We start from the raw sequence: 26727 nt of genomic DNA, 5'->3' as shown, positions 1-26727 counted from the left end.
GTCAGACCGAGAAGCTGGAGCCGCAGCCGCAACCCGACGCGGCATTGGGGTTCTCGACCTTGAACGCGGCGCCGGCGAGCGACTCGACGTAATCGACCGCACAGCCACGGACGAGGTCGATGCTGACGCTGTCGACGACGAGCTTCACGCCGTCATGCTCGGCGATCACGTCGTCTGGCTCGACCGAATCGGCGAACCCGAACTTGTACTGGAACCCGGAGCAGCCGCCGCCGTCGACCGAGAGACGCAGGATCGCCGGCTTCCCCTGCTTGACGGCGATCGCCGCGACACGTGCCGCGGCGGAGGGGGTGAGGATGATGTCTTGGACCAGCGTTGCCATGCGCTGGAGATAGGAGGTTGCGGTAGCGGCGGCAACCTTGGGGTTTGGGAGGGCTGAACCAGCGCGTGCTTCTCCCCTCTCTGGAAGGGAGCGGTCGGGGGTGGGTCGGCTTCCGCATGGTGGACGGTGGTGGCCTAAGCTGGCCTACCCACCCCCAGCCCCTCCCTTTCAGGGAGGGGAGCTAGATGGGGTTCAGTCCTGCGCGGCGGGGCCGCTGGTCGAAACCGGGATCGCGTTTACCGAGCGGTCCTGCGCGGCGAGGAGGTAATCCGCGGTCGTCAAGAACGGCACCGGGTTGACCGCGTGGCCATCGATGCGAACTTCGTAATGGAGATGCGAGCCGGTCGAGCGGCCGGTCGAGCCCATCAGCGCGATCAGCTGGCCGCGAACGACGCGGGCGTTGTCGCCGACGAGGATCTTCGACAGATGGCCGTAGCGCGTCGCGATGCCCTTGCCGTGGCTGATCTCGACCATGTTGCCGTAGCCGCCCTGGCGACCGGCGTGTGCGATGATGCCATCGGCGGTGGCGTAGATCGGCGTGCCGACCGGGCCGGGAATGTCGACGCCGGCATGCATCGCCGCGGTCCCGCGGAACGGATCGGAGCGGATACCGAAATTGCTGGTGAACGAGAGCGAGTGGACCGGCTGCACTGACGGGATCGCGATCACGCCCTGCTGCATCGCATCGAGCTTCTTCCAGGTCTGGAACAGCGTGCGGAACTGCGCGTCGGCGCGGAGATCCGCGGTGGCTTCCTCGGTGTTCGCGGCGATCATCGGACCACCGGTTGCAGCGACGTGGTGCGCTACCTTGGAGGCGACGACCTGAGCCTCGGCAGTGGCGCCGACCGTGGCCATTCCCATCACTGTTGCGGCAATCGCCAACCGGCGAAACGTAAACGACTTCGACACCATCGACACCGCCTTGAGGCGCGTCACGATGGCTGCTGCGGTAAATTCGACCATTGGTCCCCGACACAAAAATGCAGGGCCGTTCGCTTCAAGGCGGACGGCTCCGAAACTCTGTCCTGACTCGCAGCCCCTCCGCGCACCAGACACTCTGGGTTAGGCCGGATACCGCCGTTCCGGGCAATAGCTCCGCGCAGTCGGCGCGGCGGAGCGGCAGGTTGCTGCGGCGAGTTGATGCGAATTGGGACGATTGCGAGGGAACAGGAAGCCGCCGACGACATCGGACGTGAAATGTCGGCGAATCTCCGAACGTTACTGCGCCCTGTTCAGAGCGCCTTGGCGGCGGCCAAAACCGCCTCGGCATGGCCCGCCACGCGCACCTTGTGCCAAGCCTTGGCCAGCGTGCCGTCGGCGCCAAACAGGAACGTCGCGCGCTCGATGCCCATGTACTTGCGACCATACATCGTCTTCTCGACCCACACGCCGAAAGCCTCGCAGGCGACACCTTCGACATCGCTGGCAAGCCGGACCGCAAGTCGATGTTTTGCCGTGAATTTTGCGTGCGACGCGGCGTTGTCTTTCGATACGCCGACGACGGTTACGCCTGCCGCTGAGAACACGTCAGAGAGTGCGGAGAAGTCCTTCGCTTCGGTGGTGCAACCGGCCGTGTCGTCCTTCGGGTAGAAATACACCACCAGCGGCGCGCCGAGGCTCGCGAGCGAAACCACGGCGTCATCGATCGTCACCGATATGTCGGGGATCTTCGAACCTTCATTCATCCTACTCTCCCGTCACCTGCGCCCAGAACTGGCGGACCTCCTGCCGCGTCGTTTCGAGCGTGGCAACCACCGCCGGCCAGTCCGTCACGCCGATCGCGCGGGCGATGAGATCCTCCGTGGCATGCCCTGGCGGCGCGGCATCGGGTGCGACGAGCCGCAACGTCACGAGCAAACGCGTGAGGACGTCGTGCGCCGGTCGAAGTGACGGCGGGACCAGCTCCTCCCGGATCAATGCATCGATCGCGCCGCCTAGATTGGGATCGAACCCGGCCTTGTTCACGAGCTGGACGACATGGGTCGCGAATTCGAGATCGACGAGGCCACCGGGAAGCAGCTTGGCGTCGAGTGCGCCCTTGGGCGGTTTGTGCGCGGCCATGTCGCTCCGCATCGTTCGCGCGTCGGCGATCACGTCGCGCGCCGGGCGATCACCTTCGAGCACGCCGCGGACGATCGCCGCCACCGCATCCCGAGCTACGGCCGATCCGAATACCGGGCGGGCGCGGGTGAGCGCCATGTGCTCCCAGGTCCAGGCATCCTCGCGCTGGTAGCGGGCGAAGCTGTCGAGCGTGACGACCAGTGGCCCCTGCCCGCCCGATGGCCGCAACCGGGTGTCGATCTGGTACAGCGGGCCTGCTGCGGTCGCGACCGACAGAGCGCCGGTCAGCCGCTGTGCGAGACGATTATAATAGAGCGTTGCGCCAAGCGGTTTGGGGCCATCGGACTCTGCGGCAAAATCGCCCGTAAACAGATAGATGAGATCGAGATCGGACGCGTGGGTGAGCATCGCGCCACCCATTCGACCTAGCGCCAGCACGACGAGTTCGCTGTTCGGCACGCGGCCATGGACCTTGGCGAACTCCTCTATCGTCGCGGTTGCGAGGACGCCGATCGCCGCCTCCGCGACGCGCGCATAGCCCGCCGCGACGTCTAGCGGATCGGACACGCCAGCGACGATCTGTGCCCCGAGCGCGAATCGAAGCTCGCCGACGACGCGCCGGACGTGATCGAGCCGAGACTGATAGTCGCCGCCCGCCTCGCCCGCACGCATGATGGCTTCGAGCGCGGCGACGTCGCCGACGGGTTCGAACGCGGTCGCATCGATCAGTCCGTCAAGCAGGTCGGGGCGGCGACCGAGATCATCCGCGAGCGTCGGAGCATGGCTAAGGATGGCGGCAAGCAACGTCGCCAAGCCCGGTCGCGCCTCCAACAAGCGGAAGATGTTGATCGCGCTCGGCAGGCGTTCAAGCAATGCGTCCAGTCGGAGAAGCGCCGCCTGCGGGACGGGCGCAGTCGCCAACGCGGGGACGAGCGTGGGCAACACCGCCTCCAGCGCCTCACGCGCGGCCGGACTGCGCAGCGCGGGATACGCGCCACCCCGCCACACCTCGATCCGCCGACGTGCCGATTCGGGCTCGTCGAACCCGGCCGCGGCTAGGTCGGCTTCGAGCTTCACCGCGTCATGCGAGAAGGCCGGGCGAACGGTGTCGTCGAGCGCGTCGTAGATTCGGCCAGTCGCCGTGACGCGCGGTTCGAGCAGCGCCAGCAGCGCGCCCGAATCGTCCAGCCCGTGCAATTTCGCCACGCGGTCTAGCGCCTCACCGGTCGGCAAGGCGTGCGTCTGGCGATCGTCGATCATCTGGACGCGGTGCTCGATCGTTCGGAGCAGCGTGTAGCCCTCGATCAACGCAGTCGATTCATCAGTGCCGATCCAGCCTGCTTCGGCCAGTCGGGATAGGGCATCGCGGGTTGCGGGCGCGCGCAGGGCGGGATCGCGACCGCCGTGAATCAGCTGATGAATCTGCGCGAAGAACTCGGCCTCGCGGATGCCGCCACGACCGCGCTTCAGGTCATAGCCGGGGCCGAATGCCTGGCCTTGCGAATGATGATCGCGGATCCGCGCGGAGATGCCGCGGATTTCGCCGATCGCGCCGAAATCGAGCGCGCGACGCCACACGAACGGACGAATCGCGTCGAGAAATCGCTGGCCGAGCGCGATGTCACCGGCGGCTGCGCGCGCTCTGATGAAGGCGGCACGCTCCCACGGCAGCGCTTGTGCTTCGTAATAGCCGATCGCCGCATCGACCGGCAGCGCGATCGGGGTGATCTCGGGTGATGGTCGCAGGCGAAGGTCGACGCGCAGGACATAGCCGTCGCCGTCGCGCGCCTGGAGCAGTTCGACGACGCGCTTGCCGATCCGGACCGCCGCCTCTTCAGGCTCCTCGCGCGGACGTCGGGGCAGCGTCGCCGGGTCGAACAACAGGATCGGATCGATGTCCGACGAATAATTGAGTTCGCTGCTGCCCTGCTTGCCGAGCGCGATTGCGACGAAGCCGCGTGGTTCGGCGCCGGGGGTCCGCTCCTCGATCGCGGTGCGGATCGCGGTGTCGAGCGCATAGTCGGCGAAGCGGGTCAGCGCGTCGGTCACTGCGGTGAGATCGAGAACACCCGCCAGATCGCCGATCGCGACGTTGAGCGCCATTGCGCGCCGTTCGATCCGCAGGCGACGCGCGACCGGCATGTCGGCTTCGGCACTCGACAAGGAGAGGTCCAGCTTTCCGGCCGCCAGCGATCGCGCCAAGTCCGGCTCACGGTTGAGGACCATCGCCAGGAATGGGGACCAAAGTCTTGCGCGGTCGAGCGCGGCGTTTATCGCCAGTTCAGGTGAGACTAAAGCCATGCGACATCGCTATAATCCGCTGCCTACGCGTGTCACGATAAAGCAACGAAAACGCTATTGGCCCGTTGTAGCGAACATGACTTACGCATTCCTCACGATCAGGCGCGAAGAGAACGGCCAGCAGGTCGTGCGCCACCCCCGCGCGACGGACGTGATCGGTCACGCGCTGCGTGGCGCGTTCGACGACACGCACTCGGTACCCGACGATATGATGATGATGTTGCGCCGTCTGGACGCCATGCCGCATCGCCTCAACTGAGCGATGCGGCATTCGTCAGTCGAGTTTAGCGACCGCGGCTGAGTTCTTCGACATCGCCCATGATGGAATCAAGTGCGGTTTTGCTCGTATCCGTCTCGTGATCGCGTCGCGATGGTAGCGAACCATCGGTGAGGATCGTTTCGAGCGCAACGCGACCACGCGCAACACGGCTCTTGATCGTGCCCACGGCAACGCTGCAGATCTCTGCCGCCTCTTCATACGCAAAGCCACCCGCACCGACCAGAATCAGCGCTTCACGCTGCGGCTGAGGGAGATGCATCAACGCACGCTGCATATCGCCCAGCTCGACGTGACGATCCTGGCTCGCAGGCGCAGCGAGGATACGGTCTGCGACCAGATCGTCCCACTCGCCCTTGAAGCGCGCACGCCGCATCTGCGACAGATACAGGTTGCGAAGAATGATGAACGTCCACGCCCGCATGTTCGTCCCGGCCTGGAATCGAAGACGCGCGGCCCAGGCCTTGAGCAGCGTTTCCTGCACGAGATCGTCGGCAAGATCGCGGCTGCCCGAAAGTGAGCGCCCGAACGCACGCAAATGCGGGATCACCTGGGCAAGCTGAACCTTGAACTCGGCATCCGACAGGGAAACATGCTCGACCGGCTCGACAACGTTCTCGATTTCGTCATCCACGGGCGAAGCAGGCTGGGTCATGGTAATCCGATCAATCCCGATAAAACACTGCCGTACGCGGACGACAGACATAGGCACAGGCCGCGGGAAATACCAGCGACCCGTTCATAATCCAGCTCAGCGCAGGATTATAAAGCCAAAGATAACAATGACCAAGACGAGGGAGATCGCCAGGATGTACCGGGTCATGTGCGGCGTGGCGCCAGCGCGTGCATCCTCGGTATCGATATGAATTGGTTCGTTCGGATCAGCCATAATCACCAAACTCGCGAAAAACGTTTTGGGTCCGTAACCGTCTTGCGGTCACGAACCCGATACGCGCCGCCGCTTCAGGCGGTTGGGACGGTCGCCTGGTCGAAGAACAGTGCCTGGCTGATCGCGGCCTTCACGGTCGACCGCTGGAACGGCTTGGTGATCAGGAACGTCGGCTCGGGACGCTCGCCGGTCAGCAAGCGCTCGGGGAACGCGGTGATGAAGATCACTGGGACCTCGAATTCGGCCAGGATGTCCTTGACCGCGTCGATGCCCGAGCTGTCGTCGGCGAGCTGGATGTCCGCAAGAACGAGGCCGGGACGCATTTCCATCGCCAAGGCGACGGCTTCGTCCCGCGTGACCGCAACGCCGGTAACGTCGTGACCAAGATCGCGGACGATCGTCTCGATATCCATCGCGATGATCGGCTCGTCCTCGATGATGAGGACCTTGGCGCGGGTCTGGTTTTCGATCTCGGACAGCGCATCCGCGACCAGATCGTCGACTTCGCTGGTATCGACCTCGATCAGATACGCGGCGTCCTCAGGCGTGAACCCTTCCATCGCGGTCAGCAGCAGCGCCTGACGCGACAGCGGAGTCATCCGGGCGAGACGAGCACGAGCAACGGCTTCGTGACCCTCCGCATCGCCGACGCTTTCGTCACCAACCTCGTCGAAGTTCGCCGAATTCCAAATCGCCTGGAACATACGATACAGGCCGAGTCGCGGATCGACGTCGCGCGGAAATTCCTCCGGCGCGGCGACGATCGCTTCGAGCGTGGCGCGCACATACTTGTCGCCGTGCATCTGGCTGCCGGTCAGGGCCCGGCCGTAGCGCCGCAAAAATGGAAGGTGCGGTGCAAGTTGCTGTCCAAGAGACATGGGTAACGAATACTCCCTGATCCTACGCGGCCCCTCATGTGTCGGGTGGCTCGCGTCATTGCAATGGTGTCGGTCGAAAATGCCCCGTGTCCACGCCATCGCCGCCAGGTATCGGCCGCGATCGAGCGGAGATGCGTATTTTTCGCTCGGGTGTGGAACCATCCAGATGCTATTTGGTTTCACGAACATCTTTCGCGAGTATGTAGTCCGGTGCCCATGGGCGCAGTTTTGCTCGTCATCACATATTGGTTTGCGTCGTGCAGGGGGAAGTTTTGAGTTTGGGCCACGACACGGAGAAGACAGTGCCTGCAACGAAGCCCGCCAAGGTCCCTGATAAGGACCAACAAATGGGTTCGGCGCTGCGTTCGGTGTATCAGAAGACCGTGGACGAGACGATCCCGGACGACCTTCTCGAACTCCTCGGCAAGCTGGACTGACGGTGGGCCGCGAGCCCATAGTGACCGCTGTAGATACAATCTCCCCGGAGCCGGCGCCGCGAAATAAACGTAGCCTGCTGTCCGCGATGGGCAGTCTACCCACCGGCGCCAAACTTTTCCTGATCATCAGTGCGGCGCTCTTGCCGCTGGCCTTGATCGCTGTGTTTGCCACGTTGCAGACTACGCGACTGGCAGATGCCGAGGCGCGCGCGCGGTTGCGCGTGACGGCGGATGAAAGCGCACGCGCCATCGCGATCGAACTCGTCGGCGACATGACCGCGCTGCGGGTTGCGGTGAACGCGCTCGGGACGGATCCCGCCGATGCACCGAGTTGCGCGCGCGCTCAGGGCGTGTTCGCGCAGCAATCCTCCGCCGGGACCCGCTTCATCATCACCGACCGCGCCGGCCATGTCCTGTGCGGCGTTCCGCTACCCAACCCGGTGACCGTGCGGCAGGACAACATGCCCGTCGCGGCAGCGATCGTCCCCGACAATGGATTGATCCTCGCGATTTCCGGACCTAGCGGCGACACATCCGCCCGCGCTTTCTTCCCACGCGCCTTCCTGGAGAAGATCGGACGTCCCTCGACGCGCGCGTCCGCATTCAGCAGCGCGATCGTGCTCGACGAGGACGCGCTTCACCTCGAGACGATCGCCGACGAGCGACCGCTCGATCGCATGGAGACGATGCGGACCGAACTCGGCGTCGCCGGGCTTGCGTTGCGGACCAGCATTCGCAGCGCGCCGGTGACGTCGTCGCTGATCGTAGCGATGCTGTTGCCGCTGCTGATGTGGATCGCTGCGGCGAGCATCGCGTGGTTCGTGGTCGACCGGCTCCTGATCCGCCCTCTCCGCCGCCTGCGCGGTGCGGTCGCCGCCTTCACCCCAGGTGAAGAACTCGACTTCGGCACCGTCCACACGTTGCCCGCCCAGGAAATCCGCGAACTGGGGGAAACCTTCCAGTCTATCAGCCGGACGGTAGCATTGCACGAAGCTGGCCTAGCGGAAGGACTAGTCCGCCAGACCAAGCTCACCCGCGAAGTCCATCACCGCGTGAAGAATAATCTTCAGGTCATCTCCAGCCTGATCAACTTTCACGCCCGCAGCGCCCCAAGCCCCGACGCCACCGCTGCCTATTCGTCGATCCAGCGCCGCGTCGATGCGCTGGCGGTGGTTCACCGCAACCACTTTGCCGAGCTCGAGGAAAACCGTGGCCTGAACCTGCGGACGATGATCGGCGAGCTTTCCGCCAATATCCGCGCGACCGCGTCGGATCGCTCGCACGGCCTTGGCATCACGCTCGATATCGATCCGTATCTGGTCAACCAGGACGTCGCGGTCGCGCTGGCGTTCCTGGTGACGGAGACGATCGAACTAGCGATGAGCTGCGATCCTGCGGCGCAAATCAGGATCGTGGTGAAGCCGGCCGACAAGCTTGCCGACAAGCCCGACCGGGCTGTTGTCCGCGTCGTTTCGCGTGCGCTGGTCGAGAGCGATGCGTTCCGAGAGGCCTTGTCGCGCTATGGTCGCGTCATGGAAGGCCTGTCGCGCCAGCTGCGGTCGCCATTGCACCATGATCCACTGGTCGGCGCGTACGAGATTGCCTTCGCTATTACAGGGCGCGACTAAGTCCGCCTCCAAATCGGCTGATCGAAATCAAACGATTCATTTAATTGAATAGATTCGAAGAAAAGCGGGAACCGACCATCGCCGTTACCGTTCTACACTTCGGATAGCGACTTTATGCCCCCCCGCTCTCGCTATCCAGAACACAGGCCCGGTAGCACACCCCCCCCCCCTGGTGATGCTGCCGGGCCTTTATTCCAAAAATAGCCTTTTCCTGCCGTGCGTTGGTTCCAGCGGCGGAACGAATGGCGTCCCCGAACATTCCCCCTCCCGTGGCATTCAAGCCCTTCTTGGAGGAAGTATCATGCGTAAGTTGGTTGGACTGGCGATTGTAGCCAGCGCTTTGATGGTGTCGGCATGCAACACGGTCGAAGGCGCAGGCAAGGACGTGAGCTCGGCGGGCAAGACCGTCGCAAAGACCGCGAACAACGCCAAGTAAGCCTTTGCGCTTATGATAATGAAACGGGGCCCGGTGCACATGCACCGGGCCCCGTTTTCATATCTGCCCTGCTTCTCAAATAGACTCTGCGGCTTGGGTCAGCCCTCGACGATGTCGGTAGAATCGCCCTCGACCGCCTTGGCCTTCGCCCGGCTACGCTCGGTGAACCAGATCCCGATCAGCGCCAGTTCGTACAGGATCACCAGCGGGATCGCGAGCAGCAGCTGCGAGCCGATATCCGGCGGTGTCAGCACGGCCGCAATCGCGAACGCCGCGACGATCGCATAGCGACGCGCGCCGATCAGTTGCTTGCGCGTGACGATCCCTGCCCGTTCCAGCAGCATCAGCAGGACCGGCAGCAGGAAGGAGATGCCGAAGCCGAAAAGGAACTGCATGGTGAACGAGAGGTAGTTGCCGATCGCCGGCAGCGCTTCTCGATGAATGCCACCGACCATGCCGTCGAAACCGAGCAGGAAGTGCAGCGCCATCGGGATCGCAACGTAATAGGCCATTGCGGCCCCCGTCAGGAACAGGACCGGCGTCGCGAGGATGAACGGCAGCAGCGCGCCGCGTTCCTTCTTGTACAGGCCGGGCGCGACGAACTGCCACACCTGGTTCGCGATCACCGGGAATGACAGCATCATCGCGGCGAAGAACGCCACCTTGATCTGGACGAAAAACGCTTCGAAAATCTCGGTATAGATAACCTTGTTCTGACCGGCCGCGAGCAGCGGGTGAACCAGGAAGCCGAAGATGTTCTCGGCAAAATACATCGCCACCGCGAACGTCACGACCAGCGCGGCGATGCAGTAGAGCAGCCGCCGCCGGAGCTCGATCAGATGGTCGAGCAACGGCGCCCGGCTTTCGTCGATCTCGCTCATGTCTGGCTTTCGGCGTTATGATGAGTAGTCTCGACCGCTGCGTTCACGATGACGCCACGTCGGACTTGCCGGTCTTGTCGTCGGGATGGGGAGCGGTCGCAGCCGGCGTATCCAGCGGCCCGTCGAACAGGTCCGGACCGCGATCCGCCAATGGCTTATGCTCCTGCTCGGCCGGTACCGGCGAAGCATGCTCCGAAGCGGCAGCCACCACGGGTTTCTCGACCATCACCGGCTCGTCGGTATGATCGACGGACCGATAATCGCGGCGGTGCTCCTCCGTCTCCGGCGAGTGCACCACCTGCGTGGTATCGGCCGTCGAGTCCGTGCCCGTCTGCGGATGCTCGCGCATGATGCGTTCGTTTTCCGACGCCCAGCGCTTTTCCATTTCTTCGAGTTCGGCCTCGCGGACCATCGAATCGAAGCCCGAGCGGAACTGCCGCGCGACGCCGCGCGCCTTGCCGACCCAATAGCCGACCACGCGCATCGCCTTGGGCAGGTCCTTGGGACCGATCACGACGAGCGCGACGAAGGCCACGAGCAGAAACTCGGAGGGCGCGATATCGAACATTCAGCCGCGCCTATCTAGGGTCGTCAACTCTGCCAGCTTCAGGCAGGACGGTCGTCGCGGACGCGATTGCCGTCGCGATCGAACGCGGGATCGGCAGTCTTCTGCGCTTCGATCCGTGCCGATGGCTTGGCCGGCGTCTCGTCGTCGTTCTCGGACATGCCCTTCTTGAAGTTCTTCACGCCCTTGGCAACGTCGCCCATCAGGTTCGAGAATCGGCCGCCGCCGAGAAGGAGGATCGCGACGACCGCGAGAACGAGCAAGTGAATCGGGCTAAAACCGCCCATGGCAATTCTCCTGGAAACTGAACCCTATCTAAGCCTCATCCTGCCGCTTTGCCAGCCACCTCGCCATCTTCCCGGTCGTCTTCGCCATCTTCGAGGCGATCGAAGGCGAGATCGACCGGATCGAGCAGCCCGGCAGCGCGCAGATCGTCGATTCCGGGCAGGTCGCGGCGGCTCCGGAGGCCGAAATGGATGAGGAATGCAGGCGTGGTCGCGAACATCAGCGGGCGTCCCGGCACTTCGCGCCGCCCGGCCGGCTTCACCCAGCCCGCTTCCATCAAGACGTCGAGCGTCCCTTTCGAAATCTGCACCCCGCGAATCGCCTCGATTTCCGCGCGGGTGACGGGCTCGTGGTAGGCGATGATCGCCAACGTCTCGATCCCGGCGCGGCTGAGCTTGCGCGGTTCCTCGCGGTCGCGGCGGAGCATGTGCGCCATGTCCGGCGCGGTCTGGAACTGCCAGCGCTCGCCGCGTCGGACGATCGCGATGCCGCGGCCGGCATAGTCGGCCGTCAGTTGGTCGAGCGCGGCGCGGACGTCACCGCTGCCGACGTGGGCGCGAATCGCTTCAATCGTCAGCGGTGCCTCGGCTGCGAACAGCACCGCCTCGACGGCGCGGGTGAAATCGTCGGGCGGGGTCACGCGCGGGCTCTCAGATACAGCGGCGCGAAGGGCGACGCCTGGCGCAGTTCGATCTTCCCCTGCCGTGCGAGTTCGAGCGCCGCGACGAAGCTGGACGCGAGCGCCGATCGCCGTAGACGTTCGCCCGCTTCGGGGAGGAAGCTTTCGATCACACTCCAGTCGATCCGCTCGCCGACCAGCATTGACACGCGCTCCAGCGCCGCCTCCAGCGTCATCACTTCGCGGTCGGCGACGACATGCATCACCGGCCGCGTCCGCGCGGAAATACGGCCGTATGCAGCGATCAGGTCGAAGATTTCCGCCTGCCAAGCGGCCTTGCGCACCGTTCGCAGTCCCTCGGGCGCGCCGCGCAGGAACACGTCGCGCCCGGTGCGATCCCGCGCCATCAGCCGCGCACCGGCCTCGCGCATCGCACTCAGCCGTTCGAGCCTCAGTTGGAGCCGCAGCGCGAGTTCCTCCGGGTCGGGCTCGGCGAGTGGGTCGCGGGGCAGGAGCAGCGCCGATTTCAGATACGCCAGCCATGCTGCCATTACGAGATAGTCGGCGGCGAGTTCCAGCTTCAGCGCGCGTGCGGAGTCGACGTACGCCAGATACTGCTCGACCAGCGCGAGGATCGAGATCTTCCGCAGATCGACTTTCTGCCCGCGTGCGAGCGAGAGCAGTAGATCGAGCGGCCCCTCCCATCCGTCGAGATCCAGGGTCAGTTGCGCATCGTCCATTGCCGGACGCTACAGCGCACGCTGCCGGGCATCCACCCTCCACATTTGACGACAGACCATATGAACCGTACACGTTTCATGTGGTCAGAGTGAACGTGAGGCTTGAATGGGTATCGTGAAGATCGACGACGCGCTGCACGAGGATGCGCGGCGCGCGAGCCAGGTGCTGTGCCGGTCGATCAATGCGCAGGCGGAGTTCTGGATGAAGATCGGCATGCTTGCCGAGGCCAACCCGACACTGTCGTTCAACGATATCGTCACCGCGCAACTCGCCGCGGCGTCGGTGCGCGTCACCGACAGAACGGCAGCCTGAGATGGTGAAGACGCCGGCCGAACTGGCGCTGATGCGCGTATCGGGCGCGTTGCTGGCGTCGGTGTTCGAGATGCTCGACGTGCAGGATCTGGCGGGGCTGTCGACGTTGCAGGTCAACGACATGGTCGATCGCTTCATCACCGACGACCTTGCCGCCCGACCCGCGAGCAAGGGGCAATATGGCTTCGAATACGTCCTGAACAGCTCGATCAACCATGTCGTCTGCCACGGCGTGCCGAACCCGCGCGATGTCATCCGCGACGGTGACATCGTCAATCTGGACATCACGCTGGAGAAGAACGGCTTCATCGCCGATTCGAGCAAGACGTATATGGTGGGCACCGTTCCGCCTGCCGCGAAGCGCCTCGTGCGGGTCGCGCAGGAGGCGATGTGGCAGGGCATTCGGCAGGTCCGGGCGGGCGCGCATCTCGGCGATATCGGCTTCGCGATCGAGCGGCACGCGAAGAAGCACGGCTATGCGGTGGTGCGCGACTATTGCGGGCACGGCATCGGTCGCGAGATGCACGAGGAGCCGCAGGTGCTCAATTTCGGGCGCGCGGGGACCGGCATGATGCTGCGCGAGGGAATGGTGTTCACGATCGAGCCGATGATCAACCAGGGGACGCGCAAGGTGTCGACCGAGGATGACGGGTGGACGGTGGTGACCGACGACGGCAAGCTTTCGGCGCAGTTCGAGCATACGGTGGCGGTGACGCGCGGCGGCGTCGAGGTGCTGACGTTGCGCGGGGATGAGCGGGCTTGGGGGTTGGGGTGATCGCGAGGGCGGGGTGGTTAGTTTGACCGCGCCTCACCCTTGATGTCAGGCGCTCCCCCTCAACCGTTCGTGCTGAGTAGCAACTGAGTAGGCTCGTCAGAGCCGTATCGAAGGCGTGTATCGAAGGACAGGTTCCGCGTGCCAACCTGTCCTTCGACACGCCGCTTCGACAAGCTCAGCAGCTACTCAGGACGAACGGGAACGTCTTTCTACCAATACCACCCCGGCGAAGGCCGGGGCCCAATTGAGGAACGGTGGTAACTGAGGATCGCGCCCCGTTACCGCGACCTCTCCAATTGGGCCCCGGCCTTCGCCGGGGAGGTGCGAGAAAAGACGCGCGCTACTCGTATCAAATTAGATCAGGCACGCGCCAACAGCGCATCCCGCGTTGCGATCAGTTCCGCGAAATCACCTTTGGCCGCTCCGACCGACGCCATTGCCCGAACGAGCCTCGCGCGCGACGCTTCCGAAATCTCCCCCAGCCGGCCGGCGATCTCGACCATCTCGTCCATCCGCGCCCAGCAATCGAGCACCAGATCGCACCCGGCGGCAATTGCACCCGCCGCCTTGTCGCCGGCGGTGCCCGACAGCGCCTTCATGTCGATGTCGTCGGTCATCAGCAGGCCGTCGAAGCCGATCCGTCGACGGATGATCTCGTCGATCACTATCGGTGACAGCGTCGCGGGGCGGTCGGCGTCCCAGGCGTCGAAGACGATGTGCGAGGTCATGCCCATCGGCGCCTGGTTAAGCGTGCGGAAGGGTTCGATATCGACCTCGAGGTCGCCGTCGGTCGCGGTGACGGTTGGGAGGTGGTGGTGCGTGTCCACGCGCGCGCGGCCGTGGCCCGGCATGTGCTTGACGACACCGACCACGCCGCCTTCGGCCAGCCCTTCGAGCGTCGCGCGGCCAAGGGCTGCGACGCGCATCGGGTCGGCGCCGAACGTGCGTGAGGCCACGGCTTCGGTGGTGTCCGGCTGCGACACGTCGAGCAGCGGTAGGCAGTCGACGGTGATGCCGACCTCGCTGAGCATGACGCCGAGTGCCTGCGCGTTGGCGCGTGCCGCCTGGATCGCGGTCATTGGCGCGCGTTCGTAGGCTGCATCGAACACCGGACCAGCCGGGAATGCGGGCCATTCGGGCGGTCCCATTCGCGCGACGCGGCCGCCCTCCTGATCGATCAGGATCGCAAGATTTTCGCGTCCGGCGAGCGCGCGGAGCGAGTCCGTCAGCGCACGGACTTGGTGGCGATCGACGATGTTGCGCTTGAACAGGATATAGCCGGCGGGTTCGCACTCGGCGAAGAATGCGCGTTCGGCGGGCGTGAGGACGGGGCCGGACAGGCCGAAGATAACGGGCTTCATGTTTCGTCTTTATCCCAGCACCGCGGAAGGATCATCCTTCAATAATCCTTCGAGACACGGACGTTGGCGCTCTGGCGGCCGAGCGTGGAGATGCTCGACAGCAGCGACAGCCACCGGGTTACCTGGAACTCGACCTGCGTGGCGGAATAGCCCTGACCGTCCGTGACGATCTCCGCATACAGGCGCCGGGTGACGTATTTTCCGGCCGCGATCGAGGTGCCCTGCCCGGTCTGCGGATCGGCGGGGAGGATGCGGAGGCGGTCGAGCCCGGCCGCGCGGCGCACCGCGTTGATCGGGTTGAGGCCGCTGCCCCCGCCCTGCAATGCCGCGACCGCCGCGGCGAGTTGCAATGCCTCGGGCGCGGACAGGTTGGTGATCGAGGTGCCGAACAAAAGCCGCGAGAGCAGTTCGTCTTCGGGTAGCGCTGGCGTGCTGGTGAAGCCGATCTCGGGTTTGAGGGCGTAGCCGGTGACGCGGATCGATGCACTGAGCCCGGTCGAGTCCGCATTCGCCTCAATATCCAAAGCCGGGTTTGCCGGGACCTGCCCGTCGAAGCGTATGATGCCGCGCGCCAACTCGAACTGGCGGCCCGCGAACTCGTAGTCGCCGCGGATCAGCGTGGCGCGGCCGGTGATCGCGGGGTTCTCGGGTTGGCCAGCGATCTGGAGGTTGGCGGACCATTCGCTGGTGAGGCCGAGGCCGCTGACCATCACCTGGTTCGGCGCACGGGCCTTGATCGCCAGCGTCCAGGGCTTGGTCGGGGTCGCGACTTCCTCGCCGCCGTCGGGCAGGTTGATCTCGCGGATGTTGAGCTGCGGCACGGCGCTGGCTGCGGTGGCCTGGCCGAGGCGATAGCGGCTCTTGTCGAGTATGACGTCGCCCGCGATCGTGCCACCCGAACCGGTCGACTTGAACGTCAGCGGGCCGGAGACCGTCGCGGCGATATCGTCGCGGTTGATCATCACCGCCCTGTCAGCTTGCAGAGCGAGGTCGAGGCCGATCCCGGCGGCGGCGGCGAATTCGAACTGGCCGGTGCCGGTGACGCGCCCGCCCTTGCCCGCGTCCGCGCCGAACCGGTCGATCACGAGCCGCGAGCCGCCGAACCGGCCGGTCGCCTGGACGTTCGTGAGGACGGTGCCGGTGGTGGCGCTCTCGATCCGCGCGCCGTTGGCCTGGACGACGCCGCGCAGGGTCGGATTGGCGAGCGTGCCGACGACGTCCGCACCGATCGCAACCGGGCCGGACAGGTCGAACAGCTCGACCCCGGTGAGGCGCCAGAGCGTGTCGGCCGGGCCGCTGTAGCGGAGTTGTCCGAACAGGCGGGCGTTGCTGATTCGGGAGGCCAAGTCCCCCTGCCCCAGCGGCGCGAGTTGGGCCTGGGCGCGGCCGATCGTCTTGCCGGCGGACGCGATCACCGCGCGCAAGCCGAGCTTGTCGGGGGAGAGCACCGCCGCGACGCCGACGTCGATCGGGCGCGACGAGAGGACGAGGCCGGCACGGCTGAGGCCACGGATCGTCACGTTCGCCTTGCCGGTCGGGGCTACACCATTGGCGGTCGCGATCGTGAAGCTTCCCGAGGCGCTGCCGCTGAGACCGAGCCCGGGATAGGCGATGTCGAGGATCGCGAGCGGCATGCGAGTCAGGCTGGCGTCGACCGCGGTGCTGGCGGCAGTGAAGCGACCGCCGACCTGGGCTTCGCCGCCCGAGAAGCTGAGCTTGGTCGGCGCGAGGTGCCAGCCATCGTCTTCCTGGGTCAAAACCGCCGGCGTGAGCAGTTTCAGCGGGCGGCCGTCGAGCGTGCCTTGCGCGGAGATCGCGTAGCTCGTGGCGGTCACCTGCGCGACGCTCTGGATATCGAACGCGCGGCCGCGGGAGCCGGCGATCGATGCCTTGATCGTGCCGACGCCGCCGCGCAGCGACGCGGACCCGTTGAACCGCGCGAGGCTGAACGTGCCGCGACGCAGGCCGAGGCCGGTCGCGGTCGCCTCGATCGAGGTTCCGGCGGGATCGAGCAACGTGACGAAATCGAGCTTGCCCTGGCGCAGCGCGATGCCGTCGAGCGTCGCGGCCTTTGCGGCGAGGTGCCCTTCGATGCGCTGGATCTGACCGACCGGGCGGAACAGGAGTTCGCCCGAGATGCCGCCGCCGGCCACTGTCAGTTGGCCGTTAAAGCCGCCATCGACCACCGCGACATTGCCGCTCGCGCGCGTGCCTGCAACGTTGAGCGCAGCGATCGCGATCGTCGCATCGGCGCCGGGCGGCAACAGGATCGCGCCGTTGGTGGTGAACGGTCCGAGCCGCGATCCGCCCGCCGCGGTAGAGCCAAACCCCTGCGGCGTCGGATCGAGATGCGCGCGGACGTTCGATAGCCCGAGCGTCGCGTTGGGGCTGGCGAAGACGAGGTCTAGCGTCGGCTTGTCGATCTGGCCGTCGAGCACGACCTGAACCGGGCCATATGTCTGCTGGCACCCGCTCCCCTCAAAATGGAAAGTGCCGTCGCGACGACGATAGCCGTTGCTGGTCAGCCGGATCTGCGGCGCGGTCAGCACAAGGTTGGTGAAGTGCAGCACGCCGTCAGTGGTGCGTTGAAGGTTGGTGGTGATCCGCGGCAGACCGCCGGCGAGGCTGCGGAAGAAGGCGTTGTCGAGCCGCACCATCTGCGCGCTGCCCTGCCCGATCACGCGCGTGCCCTTGCGGTTCGGGCCGGGGACGACGCGCAGCGTGGACTTGACGTCGACGATGCCGAGGCCGGGGATCAGATAGCGGCCGAGCCCGCCGTTGATGCCGACCTCGAACTGGCCGTTGCGCAGGTCGACCGCGAGATTGATGCTGCCGGTGAGCTTGTCGGAGCGGAGCTTGAGCGCGTCGCCGGTGAGCAGCGTTGGCGTCACGCGAAGCAGGCCGTCGACCGACAGGTTGCGCAGGATCCCGCCCGCGACGGTGCCGACCCCGGTTACGCGCGCTGCGGTGAAACGGATCGGCACCGTCACCGGCGCAGCGGATAGCCTGCCCTTGCCGGCGGCGTGCGCGTTCTCGAACCCGGTCTGGTCGAATGCGAACCGGCTCGCATCGAGACGATAGTCGAACGCCGCGGTCGCGAACGGGCCGTCGAGGATCGCGCGCAGCTCGACCATGTTGCCGGTCATGTTGTCGAACAACGCGGGCGGCCTCAGCAGCCGCGCCTTGATCCGGACGTCACGATACGCGTTGGCGCCGAGATCGATGATCCCGGTCGTATCGACCGCCAGCGCGGGCGTACGCAGGGAGAGCTGGCCGTCGAGGCGGCGGTTGGCGAACCTGGCGCTGCCGTTGACGAGGATGCGCGGCGCGGTCAGCTTTTGCAGCCGGCCCTTCAGCAGAGACGAAGGCGAAAGCGTGCCCGACAGCGTGTAGCGGCCGGCGACCTGCGCGAGCGCGAGATCGACGACGCGCGTCGTACCGACGATGCCGTTCGCGCGGCCGTTCCACTTCGCCCAGCTGCCGTCGCCGGTGACCGCCAGCGCGACCGGGCCCTTTGCCTTTACCATCCGCGCGAGCACGCCGCCCGCAGCCCCCTTCGCGGCGACGTCGAGGTCGAAGCGGTCGCGCGCGGGCTCGGCGTCGATCCGGAGCTTCAGGTCGTCGCTGCCGGCGACGCGTGCCTTGAGGTCGACGAGTGCGCGGCCGGAGCGGATGTCCGCGCGGCCTTCGAGCGTCCCGATCCTTTGGGTCGCGAGTACGCGCTTCGCCAGTGTGAGGCGACCGACCGAGAGCTTGCCGATGTGGATGTCGAAGTCGGGGAGTATCGGGCCGCGCGTCTTCGAGGGCCGGGTGCGCGGGGTATGAGTCAGGATCGCGCGATCGACGATCAAGCGGCGGATCTCGAGCCGGTTCGAGAACCAGTCGAAAGGCGACCAGTCGAGCGTGACGTTGGGCGCCTGGAAGACGAGACCCTCGAGATCGTACACGCGGAGATCCGTCAGCCGCGTGTCGCCGTATAGCGAGCCGTCGATCCTACCGACCGTGAAACGCAGGCCGTTGGCGGTCTTGATCGCCGCGATCCGGTCCGCGACGAAACGGTGGCCGATGTCGGTGTCGACGATCAGCAACGCGGCGCCGACGATCGCCAGCAGCGCCATGACCGCGCTTGCGATCCATCGCCACCAAGCGATCCGGCGCTTTGGAAGAACGACCTTTTCGGTCAAAATGCCTGCCCCAGCGAGACGTACACAGCGATGCGGCTGTCGCCGGGCTGCGGGTTGATCGGGGTGCCGACGTCGAGGCGGATCGGGCCGAAGTTCGAATAATAGCGCACGCCGACTCCGGTGCCGTATTGCAGCCCGGTGAATTTCGGCAGCGGCGAGGTGTAGATATTGCCCGCGTCGAGGAACGGCACGATCCCGAAGCTGCCTAGGACGCGGACGCGCGCCTCGATCGAGAACTCGGTCAGGCTGCGGCCGCCGATCGGGTCGTTGTTGGGATCGCGCGGGCCGATCGACTGATAACCATAGCCGCGCACCGACGCGCCGCCGCCTGCGTAGAAGCGCCGGGACGGCGCGACCTGATCGCGTGGCGCGCCGACGATGGTGCCGAGCCGGGTGCGGGCGGCGAGTACCACCCGGTCGCCGAACGGTTGGTACACGCTGCCGTCGAACTGGGTGCGCGCATAGCCGAATACCGAGCCCTGCAACGAGACTTCAGGGCTGATCCGGCCGCCGAGGCGGAAGCCCTTGGTCGGGTTGAGCAGATCGTCCGAGCCGTCGTAATTGAGGCTGGTCGGCAGCGCGCCGATGAAGAAGGTGCGGCGCCGCGGATCGCCGGTCGACAGGATCACGTCCTGCTCGTCCGACGCGAGCAATTCGGCGCCGACCGACCAGGTCCAGGTCTTCTGGAAGAAGATGTTGGTCTGGCGCTCCAGCGTGCCGGCGAGCGAATAGGTCTTCGCGTCATACGCGTCGCGATTGGTATGCGCGGCAGACGCCTGGAGCGTTAGCACCCGGTCTCGCGCGTGAAAGTTGTTGCGGCGGAACACGATCGAGCCGAGCTGTTCCTGCGTTCCCAGCACACCGCGCAGCGTCAGCGCACCTTCCGGCGGGAACAGGTTGCGGTGCGTCCAGCTGAGTTCCGCGCGTGCGCCTTCGCCGGTGCCATAGCCGAGTTCGCCGGCAATGGTGTGCGGCGGTGCCCGATCGAGTTTTACCGCTACGTCGACGGTATCAGGCGTCGCGCCCTGCACTGGTTTGAGATCGACCGCGGAGACGAGACTGGTCTGGATCAGCGCGCGTCGAAGGTCGTCGAGCTTGGCCGCGTCGTACGTGTCGCCGGGCGAGAAGCGTGCGATCTCCGCGACATGGTCCGCGCCGAACACGCGATTGCCGGGGAGTGCGATGACCTGGCCGAACTTGCGCGCGCCGCCGGGTTGGACGGACAGGTCGAGCGTCGCGGTGCGGGTGGCATGGTCGACGACGATCGCGGGGTCGCCGACCTTGGCGAACGGGAAGCCTTCGCGGCCGATCTGCGTCGTCAGCTTGGCCTGGCCGGCGACGATCGCGTCGGAATTGACCGGGTCCGCGGGCTTCACGCCGAACGCGGTGGCGAGACCGGGCGCCTTGTCGCCCGCTGCGGCGAGGCCGTCGATCGTGACGCCCTTGAATGTGTAGAGCGTGCCGGGTGTCGCGGAGAGCACGACCATCGGTTTCGCGCCGGGCTCGACGCGCGTGACGACGTTGGCGTCGTAATAGCCTTCCGCGCGGAGCAAGCTGTTGAGCAAATCGGCATCTTCACGCGCACGACGATCGAGTTGCGCGGCGTTAGCGGCTTGGTGATCGTTCGCGTCGAGCGTTGAGAGTTGGGCGAAGCGCTGTTGCAGCAGTGCGTCGTTGATCCCGTCGATGCCGTCGATCCGCCAGACGTAGCGGCTCTCCGCATTGGCATCGACCGCAGCGACCGTGGCGGCCGGGTCCATCGGCGACGTCGCGAGATCGGGCCAGGCGACGCCGATGTCCGGCAACGGAGCAAGCGGCGAATTGGGATCGAGCGACATCGGCGTGTCGGCGGTCGGGCTTGCTTGCGTCTGGGTCGACACGGGCGCGGTTTGTGCGCCTGCGGCACGTATGCCCGCGCAAGGTAGGGCACCCGCTGTCGTCAGAACGAAAAAGGCGGCGGCCGGCCCGGCTCGCCCGACGCGGAACACCATGTCCGGCTCCTAGCCGGGCTTGTCGTTGCGGAACAGTATCTAACGCCGTATTTCCGCCACGTTTCGTCCGGGCAGCGGATCGGATGTGGCGTGTGGCTGGCATCCCATGGCTGCGCGTGGCAGGACATGGCGATGGCCGAACCAACTTCCCGCGACACCCTCCCCCCCCACAAGGACCCGAGCGCTGCGGGCGGGTTCCTCGTTGCGCTCGGCATGCTGGGTGGTGCGGGGGTCGGCTTTGCGATCGGGCAGGCGACGCCGGGGTTTCTGGTTGGGACGGGGATTGGCGTGCTGGCGGCGGTACTGGTTTGGTTGAGGGACCGGCGGTAGAGGGCGAACGCTGACGTATCCAACTCGTCTTCCGTGAGTCCTTCCCCCCGCTCGTCCTGAGTAGTCGCCGAAGGCGGCGTATCGAGACGGCGTATCGAAGGACAGTTGGCGCGCGGAACCCATGCTTCGATACGCGCCCTCGATACGCTCCTTGCGGAGCTGCTCGGTCTCTACTCAGCACGAACGGGATGTGGGGTGGGCTCCCGTACCATGCTGATTTACCCGTACCATGCTGATTTAGCGGCCACCTACCTCGTAGAGATTACCGACTCCCGCGCCAGATCTGAAGCGGTGCGCTCGGGTTCAGTCCGCCCTGATGCACCGGGCAGCGGCGGTAGCGGAAGCGACGGTCCAGGCAGATCCAGACCTCGTCGAGCCAGCCCTGCTTCGTCGCGGTAACCCGCATCATGTCAGCCTTCAGGCCGGGGTTCACGCCCGCCATCGCCGCAGCGAACCGGCCCGCCGTCAGCGGTGCTCGCGACAACGCGTCCATGTCCGGATACCGAAGCTTGCCGTACAGCCCGGCCGACTGGTTGAAATACTTCGCCGGACGATAGCCGGGCATGCAGGTGCCGTGCTTCGCCCATTCATGCTGGAGCAACTGCGCGGACGGCGTCGTGCAGAGATGCGCGCGGATCACCGGCGGCGGCACGAACTCGGCGTCATGACAATATTGCGGCCAGTCCTTGCCGACCCCGTCCGGCCAGAGCCCGTGCAGCGTAAAGCCGAACCGGTTCCCCGCCCCGCACTGGAAGGTCGACCCGGTGCGATCGCCATTCTCACGGCAATATTGCGGCGCCCAGGTGATAGCGAGCGTATAGCTGCCGATCGGGATATCCCGCTTCGGCTGGCTCTCCGACGACAGGTCCGGGCGGACTCGCTCGACCGACGCGGGGGTCGAGCATTGATAGGCCTGCGCCTGCACGACGCTCGGCAACGCGATCGCGACGGCGGCGAGGGTCAGCCTGGAGATCATGCGACGTTCCCTCTGTCGGTATCCGTGTCGAAATCGGCGTCGTCGTCCTGACCGAACCAGGCTTTGCTGCCGGGCCGGAAGAGGTGGACGGCGGCGGCGACGTAGAGTGCTTCTGCGATGAGCGAGAGGATCGATGCGGTGCCGACAATCGCACTTCCGGTCGCGAGCGTCGCAAGCGCCTGGACGGCGGCCCAGGTCGACAAGGCCGCGAGGATCACGACCACCCATTTCGCGACGACGCTCGGCGCGCGCGCGGTGAAGTACCAGAGCAGCACCGTCACCGCGATCCCGATCGCCTGGAACGTCGGCAATATCCACGTCGCCTTGGCGAGTACCGGATAGGCGGTGACGATTGCCTCGCGCTGCGTCCAGGTCATCGCCGCGACGATCGTATCCAGTATGAACGCCGCCCAATAAAAGCGCTCGTAGCGAACGATGGCAACCGGCCTGATCATGGTCCTACTCCCTGACCTGGCCAGCCGAAGGCCCGCGCCGGATCTGGCGGAGCTATTCGACGGTCGCGAAGTCCAGCCCTATATCTGCTGCGGGCGCCGACTGCGTCAAGCGGCCGACCGACACATAGGTCACGCCCGATTCAGCAATCGCGCGGATCGTGTCGAGATTGACACCGCCCGATGCCTCGGTCGGGACGCGACCGGCGATGAGCGCCACCGCTTCGCGCAACATCGCCGGCGGCATGTTGTCGAGCAGCAGGTGCGTCGCGCCAGCTTCCAGCGCCGGCTCGATCTGGTCGATCCGGTCGACCTCGACGATGATCTGCGCGATTCCCGCGGCCTTGGCGCGACGAACCGCCTCGGCGACACCGCCCGCGACCGCGACGTGATTGTCCTTGATCATCGCCGCATCCCAAAGCCCCATGCGGTGGTTCTGTGCACCACCCATCCGGGTCGCGTATTTCTCCAGCACGCGCAGGCCCGGGATCGTCTTGCGCGTGTCGAGCAGGATCGCGCCGGTGCCCTCAATTGCGTCGACATACGCGCGCGTCATCGTGGCGATGCCCGACAGATGCTGGACGGTGTTGAGCGCGGATCGCTCGGCCGTCAGCATCGCGCGCCCTGCCCCCTCTAGCCGCATGAGTTCGGTGCCCGCCGTCACCTGCTGTCCGTCGCGGACGAGGCGTTCGATCCGCACGCCTGGGTCCAGCGCGCGGAAAAAGGCTTCGGCGAGATCGAGGCCAGCGACGACGATCGGATCGCGGCTATCCATGACGCCGGTAAACCGCGCGTTCGCGGGGATCACTGCGGCCGACGTTATGTCGCCGATCGTGCCGAGATCCTCGGCCAGCGTCGCCGCAACGAAGGCGTCGATATCGAACGACTCGGGCAATATTGTCTTCACCTGTCGTCTCCGGATTGTTCGTCGAAAATATGCTCGGCGCGCGGTGCCAAAAAAGAGACGGTCGGAACAGTGACTTCACGGTTCATTCGACTCATCGAATTATTTTTCCGGTATAGGAACCATTCGAGACGTCGAGGGTTTGCCGATCACTACCAAGGATATTCTTATGCCTACCACCACGATGGCCGATACCGCACGCCTGCATGCCCTGCTGGACGAAGCTCTTACGCTGGCCGACACGCTGCAACTGCCGCTGGCTGCCATCCATATCGACCAGGCACTCGCCCAGTTGAGCGATGTTGACGTCCCGGCGCTCTGAGCGCGCCCTGATCTGAACTATTCCTAATGTGACCGCGCCAGGCTGGAGTAATCCAGCCCGAACAGTCGCCAATTGAAACGGGCCGTCACTTCGGCCCGAGATCACCCTTCCCCACGGTATTCGATGCCATCGACAGCATGCGGTCGAGGCTTTTCTTCGCCTGGAGACGGAGCCCCTCCTCGATCTCGATCCGCGGCGACAGATCGCGTAGCGCGACGTACAGCTTTTCGAGCGTGTTGAGCGCCATGTACGGACAGATGTTGCAGTTGCAGTTGCCGTCCGCACCCGGCGCGCCGATGAATCGCTTGTTCGGGAGCGCCTTTTCCATCTGGTGGATGATGTGCGGCTCGGTCGCGACGATCAGCGTGTCGCCGGGCATCGCGAGCGCGTAATCGAGAATGCCGCGCGTCGAGCCGACGTAATCTGCGTGGTCGAGGATGATCGGCGGGCATTCGGGATGCGCCACGACGGGCGCGCCGGGATGCTGCGCCTTAAGCTTCATCAGCTCGGTCTCGCTGAACGCCTCGTGGACGATGCAGACGCCCGGCCAAAGCAGCATGTCGCGGCCGGTCTTACGCGCGAGGTAACCGCCCAGGTTACGGTCGGGGCCGAAGATGATCTTCTGCTCGGGCGGGATCTGCGCGAGGATCGTGTCCGCCGACGAAGACGTGACGATGATGTCGGAGAGCGCTTTCACCTCGGTCGAGCAGTTGATGTAGGTCAGCGCGATGTGATCGGGGTGCTTCGCGCGGAAGGCGGCGAACTGCTCGGGCGGGCAGCTGTCTTCGAGGCTGCACCCGGCATCCATGTCGGGAAGCACGACGATCTTGTCGGGCGACAGGATCTTGGCGGTCTCGGCCATGAACCGTACGCCGCAGAACGCGATCACGTCGGCGTCGGTGGCCGCGGCCTTGCGCGACAGGTCGAGACTGTCGCCGACGAAATCGGCCAGATCCTGAAGCTCCGGCTTCTGATAATAATGCGCGAGGATGACGGCGTTCTTCTCCCTGCGGAGGCGCTCGATCTCGGCGCGTATGTCGATGCCGGCGAGGTTCTGCTTCAATTCCATGGTCGTATCCCGAGTTTAGCGCCCGTCTTCTAGCGACGATTCCCTAGCACGTCCTGCAGCGAGCGCGAGGTGTCCCAGCGCTCGGTATTCGCGGTCGGCTCGTCGGCGAAGCGGACCGCGACGGTCGCGTCGATCCCGGCCGCACGCAGCGGCATCGCGAAACTGCGCTCGACCGCACGACGCGTGGCATCGCGCGCGAGCTTGATCATCGCGGGCTCGCGCGCCTGGCGGATCAGTTCGATCTGGCCCGCGCGACGGTTGGCGGCGTCGAGGCGCTTCTCGGCATCGGTGAACGTGGTCAGCACACCGCCCGAACCATATTCGCGGACCGCGTTGAGATCGACCTGCGGACCATCGGCTTCGACGGCCGGCAAGCGCACGGACAGCGTCTTCGAATTGCCATCCCACGCGACATCCGACTGGGTCAGCTTGGCCATGTCGACTTCGTACCGGACCATGCCGGGCATGATCAGCGTCTTTTCGGTCGTGAAGCCGAGCTGCGACTGTTTCGAAGTGACGACCGCGACGTAGCGCGCGGCGAACGCGGAGAGCCGGTTCTGCTCGCGCAGTCCTTCGAGGCTGGCGCTGGCGATCGTTGTCGGATCGGGCGTGAGCCGGTCGCTGACGTAGCGCTGCACCCCCCAGAGTACGAGCAGCCCCGCGAGGACGAGGATCAAGACGATTCCGACGGCCTTCGCCAGGAACGGGGCCACGCCGCTCTTGCGTACGGGTTCGGTCACGCTGTCGTTCGCCATGTCTCGCCTTCCTCGATAACCAGTCCGCGGGTTTGCAGGTCGTACAGATGCGCCAGCACCGATCGCTCGGCGGCGGGCACGAGTTGCGCACCGAGACCGACATACATCCGCTCGACCATCGCCGGGATCGGCCGCGCGCCCTCGCGGAGCAGGCGGAGGATCTGCCCCTCGCGTTGCTTGCGGTGGCCGAGCATGCCGCGGACGAGCCGCTGCGGCTTGTCGATCGCCTCGCCATGGCCGGGATAATAGATGCGGTCGTCGCGGCCCATCAGCTTTTCCAGGCTCGCCATGTACGCCGTCATATTGCCGTCGGGCGGCGAGACGATCGTCGTCGACCAGCCCATGACGTGATCGCCCGAGAACAGTGCCTTGGTCTCGGGGAGCGCGAAGGCAAGGTGGTTCGAGGTATGGCCGGGCGTCGCGATCGCCTCCAGCGTCCAGCCTTCACCGGTCACGCTATCGCCTTCCGCAAGAACGCGATCAGGGGCGTAGGCGGCGTCGAACGACGCGTCTGCTCGCGCGCCCACGTCGGCAAGGTCGAACGGCGCAGCGCCGACGATCGGGGCGCCGGTGAGCGACTGGAGCGGACGCGTGGCGGGGCTGTGATCGCGGTGATGATGCGTGACGACGATCGCGTTGACAGGGCGGCCGTCCATCGCGCGCAACAGCGCGTCGATGTGCGCGGGATCGTCGGGGCCTGGATCGATCACGGCAAGATCGGTCGTGCCGACGATGTGCGTCTGCGTACCCGTATAGGTGTAGGGGGATGCGTTGGGCGCGAGCACGCGAACGACGAGCGGCTCGAGCTGGATCGGGATACCGGTCGGATGCTCAGCCATGGATGCGAAATGGCGGGTCGACGCGGCGATGGCAAGACCTCGTTGGTCGCGGAGAGCTGTCGGAAACTCTTACAGGCCGTCTTCGGGCCAAACCTGGGTTAACTATCGAACGTCGCCAA

General features: G+C 65.6%; 29 protein-coding genes. 8 read left to right on the top strand and 21 right to left on the bottom strand.

Features of this window, described 5'->3' with window-relative positions:
• Nucleotide 1: 1 nt before the first annotated feature.
• From erpA to C8J39_RS06765, 4 genes are all read right to left on the bottom strand, one after another.
• Complete coding sequence (erpA, locus tag C8J39_RS06780) at nt 2–340, bottom strand: iron-sulfur cluster insertion protein ErpA (protein WP_120299846.1); 339 nt, start codon at nt 338–340, stop codon at nt 2–4.
• A 192-nt stretch (nt 341–532) separates the two neighbouring features.
• A complete protein-coding gene (locus tag C8J39_RS06775; RefSeq protein WP_243649760.1) occupies nt 533–1303 on the bottom strand; it encodes a M23 family metallopeptidase in 771 nt (256 codons plus the stop codon).
• Between the two features lie 269 nt (nt 1304–1572).
• Entirely contained in the window at nt 1573–2025 is a 453-nt protein-coding gene (locus C8J39_RS06770) for a peroxiredoxin (protein WP_120299845.1), read from the bottom strand.
• A 1-nt stretch (nt 2026) separates the two neighbouring features.
• Nucleotides 2027–4702 (bottom strand): bifunctional [glutamine synthetase] adenylyltransferase/[glutamine synthetase]-adenylyl-L-tyrosine phosphorylase, encoded by a 2676-nt coding sequence (locus C8J39_RS06765; protein WP_243649759.1) that lies wholly within the window; start codon nt 4700–4702, stop codon nt 2027–2029.
• Nucleotides 4703–4778: 76 nt separating this feature from the next.
• Here C8J39_RS06765 and C8J39_RS06760 point away from each other — a divergent pair, with 76 nt between their 5' ends.
• Complete coding sequence (locus C8J39_RS06760) at nt 4779–4961, top strand: hypothetical protein (RefSeq protein WP_120299843.1); 183 nt, start codon at nt 4779–4781, stop codon at nt 4959–4961.
• Nucleotides 4962–4986: 25 nt separating this feature from the next.
• On the opposite strand, the gene C8J39_RS06755 is transcribed toward C8J39_RS06760, so the two are convergent.
• The 3 genes from C8J39_RS06755 to C8J39_RS06750 all read right to left on the bottom strand — a co-directional run bounded on the left by C8J39_RS06755 (nt 4987) and on the right by C8J39_RS06750 (nt 6746).
• A complete protein-coding gene (locus tag C8J39_RS06755) occupies nt 4987–5634 on the bottom strand; it encodes a sigma-70 family RNA polymerase sigma factor (protein ID WP_056489136.1) in 648 nt (215 codons plus the stop codon).
• Nucleotides 5635–5730: 96 nt separating this feature from the next.
• Complete coding sequence (locus C8J39_RS18700) at nt 5731–5868, bottom strand: hypothetical protein (protein ID WP_162236661.1); 138 nt, start codon at nt 5866–5868, stop codon at nt 5731–5733.
• Nucleotides 5869–5942: 74 nt separating this feature from the next.
• The gene (locus C8J39_RS06750) at nt 5943–6746 is read right to left on the bottom strand and encodes a response regulator (protein WP_120299842.1); all 804 of its coding nucleotides are present in this window, start codon (nt 6744–6746) and stop codon (nt 5943–5945) included.
• Between the two features lie 347 nt (nt 6747–7093).
• Here C8J39_RS06750 and C8J39_RS18695 point away from each other — a divergent pair, with 347 nt between their 5' ends.
• From C8J39_RS18695 to C8J39_RS06735, 3 genes are all read left to right on the top strand, one after another.
• Nucleotides 7094–7183, top strand: a complete 90-nt coding sequence (locus tag C8J39_RS18695; protein ID WP_162236688.1) for a NepR family anti-sigma factor — start codon at nt 7094–7096, stop codon at nt 7181–7183.
• 86 nt (nt 7184–7269) lie between these two features.
• Nucleotides 7270–8811, top strand: a complete 1542-nt coding sequence (locus tag C8J39_RS06740; protein WP_107953733.1) for a sensor histidine kinase — start codon at nt 7270–7272, stop codon at nt 8809–8811.
• Between the two features lie 301 nt (nt 8812–9112).
• Nucleotides 9113–9247 carry an entericidin A/B family lipoprotein gene (locus tag C8J39_RS06735; RefSeq protein WP_056057480.1) on the top strand — a complete coding sequence of 45 codons (135 nt, stop codon included), beginning with the start codon at nt 9113–9115 and terminating at the stop codon, nt 9245–9247.
• 98 nt (nt 9248–9345) lie between these two features.
• On the opposite strand, the gene tatC is transcribed toward C8J39_RS06735, so the two are convergent.
• The 5 genes from tatC to C8J39_RS06710 are packed head-to-tail and all read right to left on the bottom strand — an operon-like array spanning nt 9346 to nt 12337.
• The gene (gene tatC, locus C8J39_RS06730) at nt 9346–10128 is read right to left on the bottom strand and encodes a twin-arginine translocase subunit TatC (RefSeq protein ID WP_120299841.1); all 783 of its coding nucleotides are present in this window, start codon (nt 10126–10128) and stop codon (nt 9346–9348) included.
• Nucleotides 10129–10171: 43 nt separating this feature from the next.
• Nucleotides 10172–10696, bottom strand: a complete 525-nt coding sequence (gene tatB / locus C8J39_RS06725; RefSeq protein WP_107953729.1) for a Sec-independent protein translocase protein TatB — start codon at nt 10694–10696, stop codon at nt 10172–10174.
• Nucleotides 10697–10734: 38 nt separating this feature from the next.
• Nucleotides 10735–10980: a Sec-independent protein translocase subunit TatA gene (locus tag C8J39_RS06720; RefSeq protein WP_056055794.1), complete on the bottom strand. Its 246-nt coding sequence runs from the start codon at nt 10978–10980 to the stop codon at nt 10735–10737.
• A 35-nt stretch (nt 10981–11015) separates the two neighbouring features.
• Nucleotides 11016–11618, bottom strand: a complete 603-nt coding sequence (gene scpB / locus C8J39_RS06715; protein ID WP_120299840.1) for an SMC-Scp complex subunit ScpB — start codon at nt 11616–11618, stop codon at nt 11016–11018.
• Nucleotides 11615–12337 carry a ScpA family protein gene (locus tag C8J39_RS06710; protein WP_056055791.1) on the bottom strand — a complete coding sequence of 241 codons (723 nt, stop codon included), beginning with the start codon at nt 12335–12337 and terminating at the stop codon, nt 11615–11617. The genes scpB and C8J39_RS06710 overlap by 4 nt, the downstream gene beginning before the upstream one ends.
• Nucleotides 12338–12443: 106 nt before the next feature.
• Between C8J39_RS06710 and C8J39_RS06705 the strand changes: the two genes are divergently transcribed.
• Complete coding sequence (locus tag C8J39_RS06705) at nt 12444–12650, top strand: ParD-like family protein (RefSeq protein WP_120299839.1); 207 nt, start codon at nt 12444–12446, stop codon at nt 12648–12650.
• Nucleotide 12651: 1 nt separating this feature from the next.
• Nucleotides 12652–13425, top strand: a complete 774-nt coding sequence (gene map / locus C8J39_RS06700; protein WP_120299838.1) for a type I methionyl aminopeptidase — start codon at nt 12652–12654, stop codon at nt 13423–13425.
• Nucleotides 13426–13784: 359 nt separating this feature from the next.
• Here the strand turns inward: map and C8J39_RS06695 are convergent, their stop codons facing one another.
• The 3 genes from C8J39_RS06695 to C8J39_RS06685 form a co-directional block, all read right to left on the bottom strand.
• Nucleotides 13785–14786: a glycoside hydrolase family 3 N-terminal domain-containing protein gene (locus C8J39_RS06695; protein WP_120299837.1), complete on the bottom strand. Its 1002-nt coding sequence runs from the start codon at nt 14784–14786 to the stop codon at nt 13785–13787.
• 38 nt (nt 14787–14824) lie between these two features.
• Nucleotides 14825–18904: a translocation/assembly module TamB domain-containing protein gene (locus C8J39_RS06690; protein WP_120300441.1), complete on the bottom strand. Its 4080-nt coding sequence runs from the start codon at nt 18902–18904 to the stop codon at nt 14825–14827.
• A gap of 62 nt (nt 18905–18966) precedes the next feature.
• Entirely contained in the window at nt 18967–20961 is a 1995-nt protein-coding gene (locus tag C8J39_RS06685) for an autotransporter assembly complex family protein (protein ID WP_120299836.1), read from the bottom strand.
• A gap of 90 nt (nt 20962–21051) precedes the next feature.
• Between C8J39_RS06685 and C8J39_RS06680 the strand changes: the two genes are divergently transcribed.
• Nucleotides 21052–21291, top strand: coding sequence for a hypothetical protein (locus tag C8J39_RS06680; RefSeq protein ID WP_183037984.1), 240 nt, complete (start codon nt 21052–21054; stop codon nt 21289–21291).
• 262 nt (nt 21292–21553) lie between these two features.
• On the opposite strand, the gene C8J39_RS06675 is transcribed toward C8J39_RS06680, so the two are convergent.
• From C8J39_RS06675 to nadC, 3 genes are read right to left on the bottom strand one after another with little or no spacing between them, the layout of a single operon-like run.
• Nucleotides 21554–22267 (bottom strand): ribonuclease T2 family protein, encoded by a 714-nt coding sequence (locus tag C8J39_RS06675; RefSeq protein WP_120299835.1) that lies wholly within the window; start codon nt 22265–22267, stop codon nt 21554–21556.
• Complete coding sequence (locus tag C8J39_RS06670; RefSeq protein WP_120299834.1) at nt 22264–22722, bottom strand: hypothetical protein; 459 nt, start codon at nt 22720–22722, stop codon at nt 22264–22266. Before C8J39_RS06670 ends, C8J39_RS06675 begins: the two co-directional genes overlap by 4 nt.
• Before the next feature lie 52 nt (nt 22723–22774).
• The gene (gene nadC / locus C8J39_RS06665) at nt 22775–23626 is read right to left on the bottom strand and encodes a carboxylating nicotinate-nucleotide diphosphorylase (RefSeq protein WP_120299833.1); all 852 of its coding nucleotides are present in this window, start codon (nt 23624–23626) and stop codon (nt 22775–22777) included.
• Between the two features lie 166 nt (nt 23627–23792).
• On the opposite strand from nadC, the gene C8J39_RS18690 reads away from it, so the two are divergent.
• A complete protein-coding gene (locus tag C8J39_RS18690) occupies nt 23793–23945 on the top strand; it encodes a hypothetical protein (RefSeq protein ID WP_156348710.1) in 153 nt (50 codons plus the stop codon).
• An 85-nt stretch (nt 23946–24030) separates the two neighbouring features.
• Here the strand turns inward: C8J39_RS18690 and nadA are convergent, their stop codons facing one another.
• From nadA to C8J39_RS06650, 3 genes are read right to left on the bottom strand one after another with little or no spacing between them, the layout of a single operon-like run.
• On the bottom strand, nt 24031–25014 hold the full coding sequence (gene nadA, locus C8J39_RS06660) for a quinolinate synthase NadA (protein ID WP_120299832.1): 984 nt from the start codon (nt 25012–25014) through the stop codon (nt 24031–24033).
• 29 nt (nt 25015–25043) lie between these two features.
• Nucleotides 25044–25769, bottom strand: coding sequence for a DUF4230 domain-containing protein (locus C8J39_RS06655; RefSeq protein WP_120299831.1), 726 nt, complete (start codon nt 25767–25769; stop codon nt 25044–25046).
• The gene (locus tag C8J39_RS06650; RefSeq protein WP_120299830.1) at nt 25751–26608 is read right to left on the bottom strand and encodes an MBL fold metallo-hydrolase; all 858 of its coding nucleotides are present in this window, start codon (nt 26606–26608) and stop codon (nt 25751–25753) included. Before C8J39_RS06650 ends, C8J39_RS06655 begins: the two co-directional genes overlap by 19 nt.
• Nucleotides 26609–26727 lie beyond the last annotated feature (119 nt).

It is taken from the genome of Sphingomonas sp. PP-CC-1A-547 (assembly GCF_003610375.1).
In the GTDB taxonomy this organism is placed as follows: domain Bacteria; phylum Pseudomonadota; class Alphaproteobacteria; order Sphingomonadales; family Sphingomonadaceae; genus Sphingomonas.
Note: the sequence above shows the minus strand (reverse complement) of the source record. Positions and strands in the feature narration are given on the sequence as shown.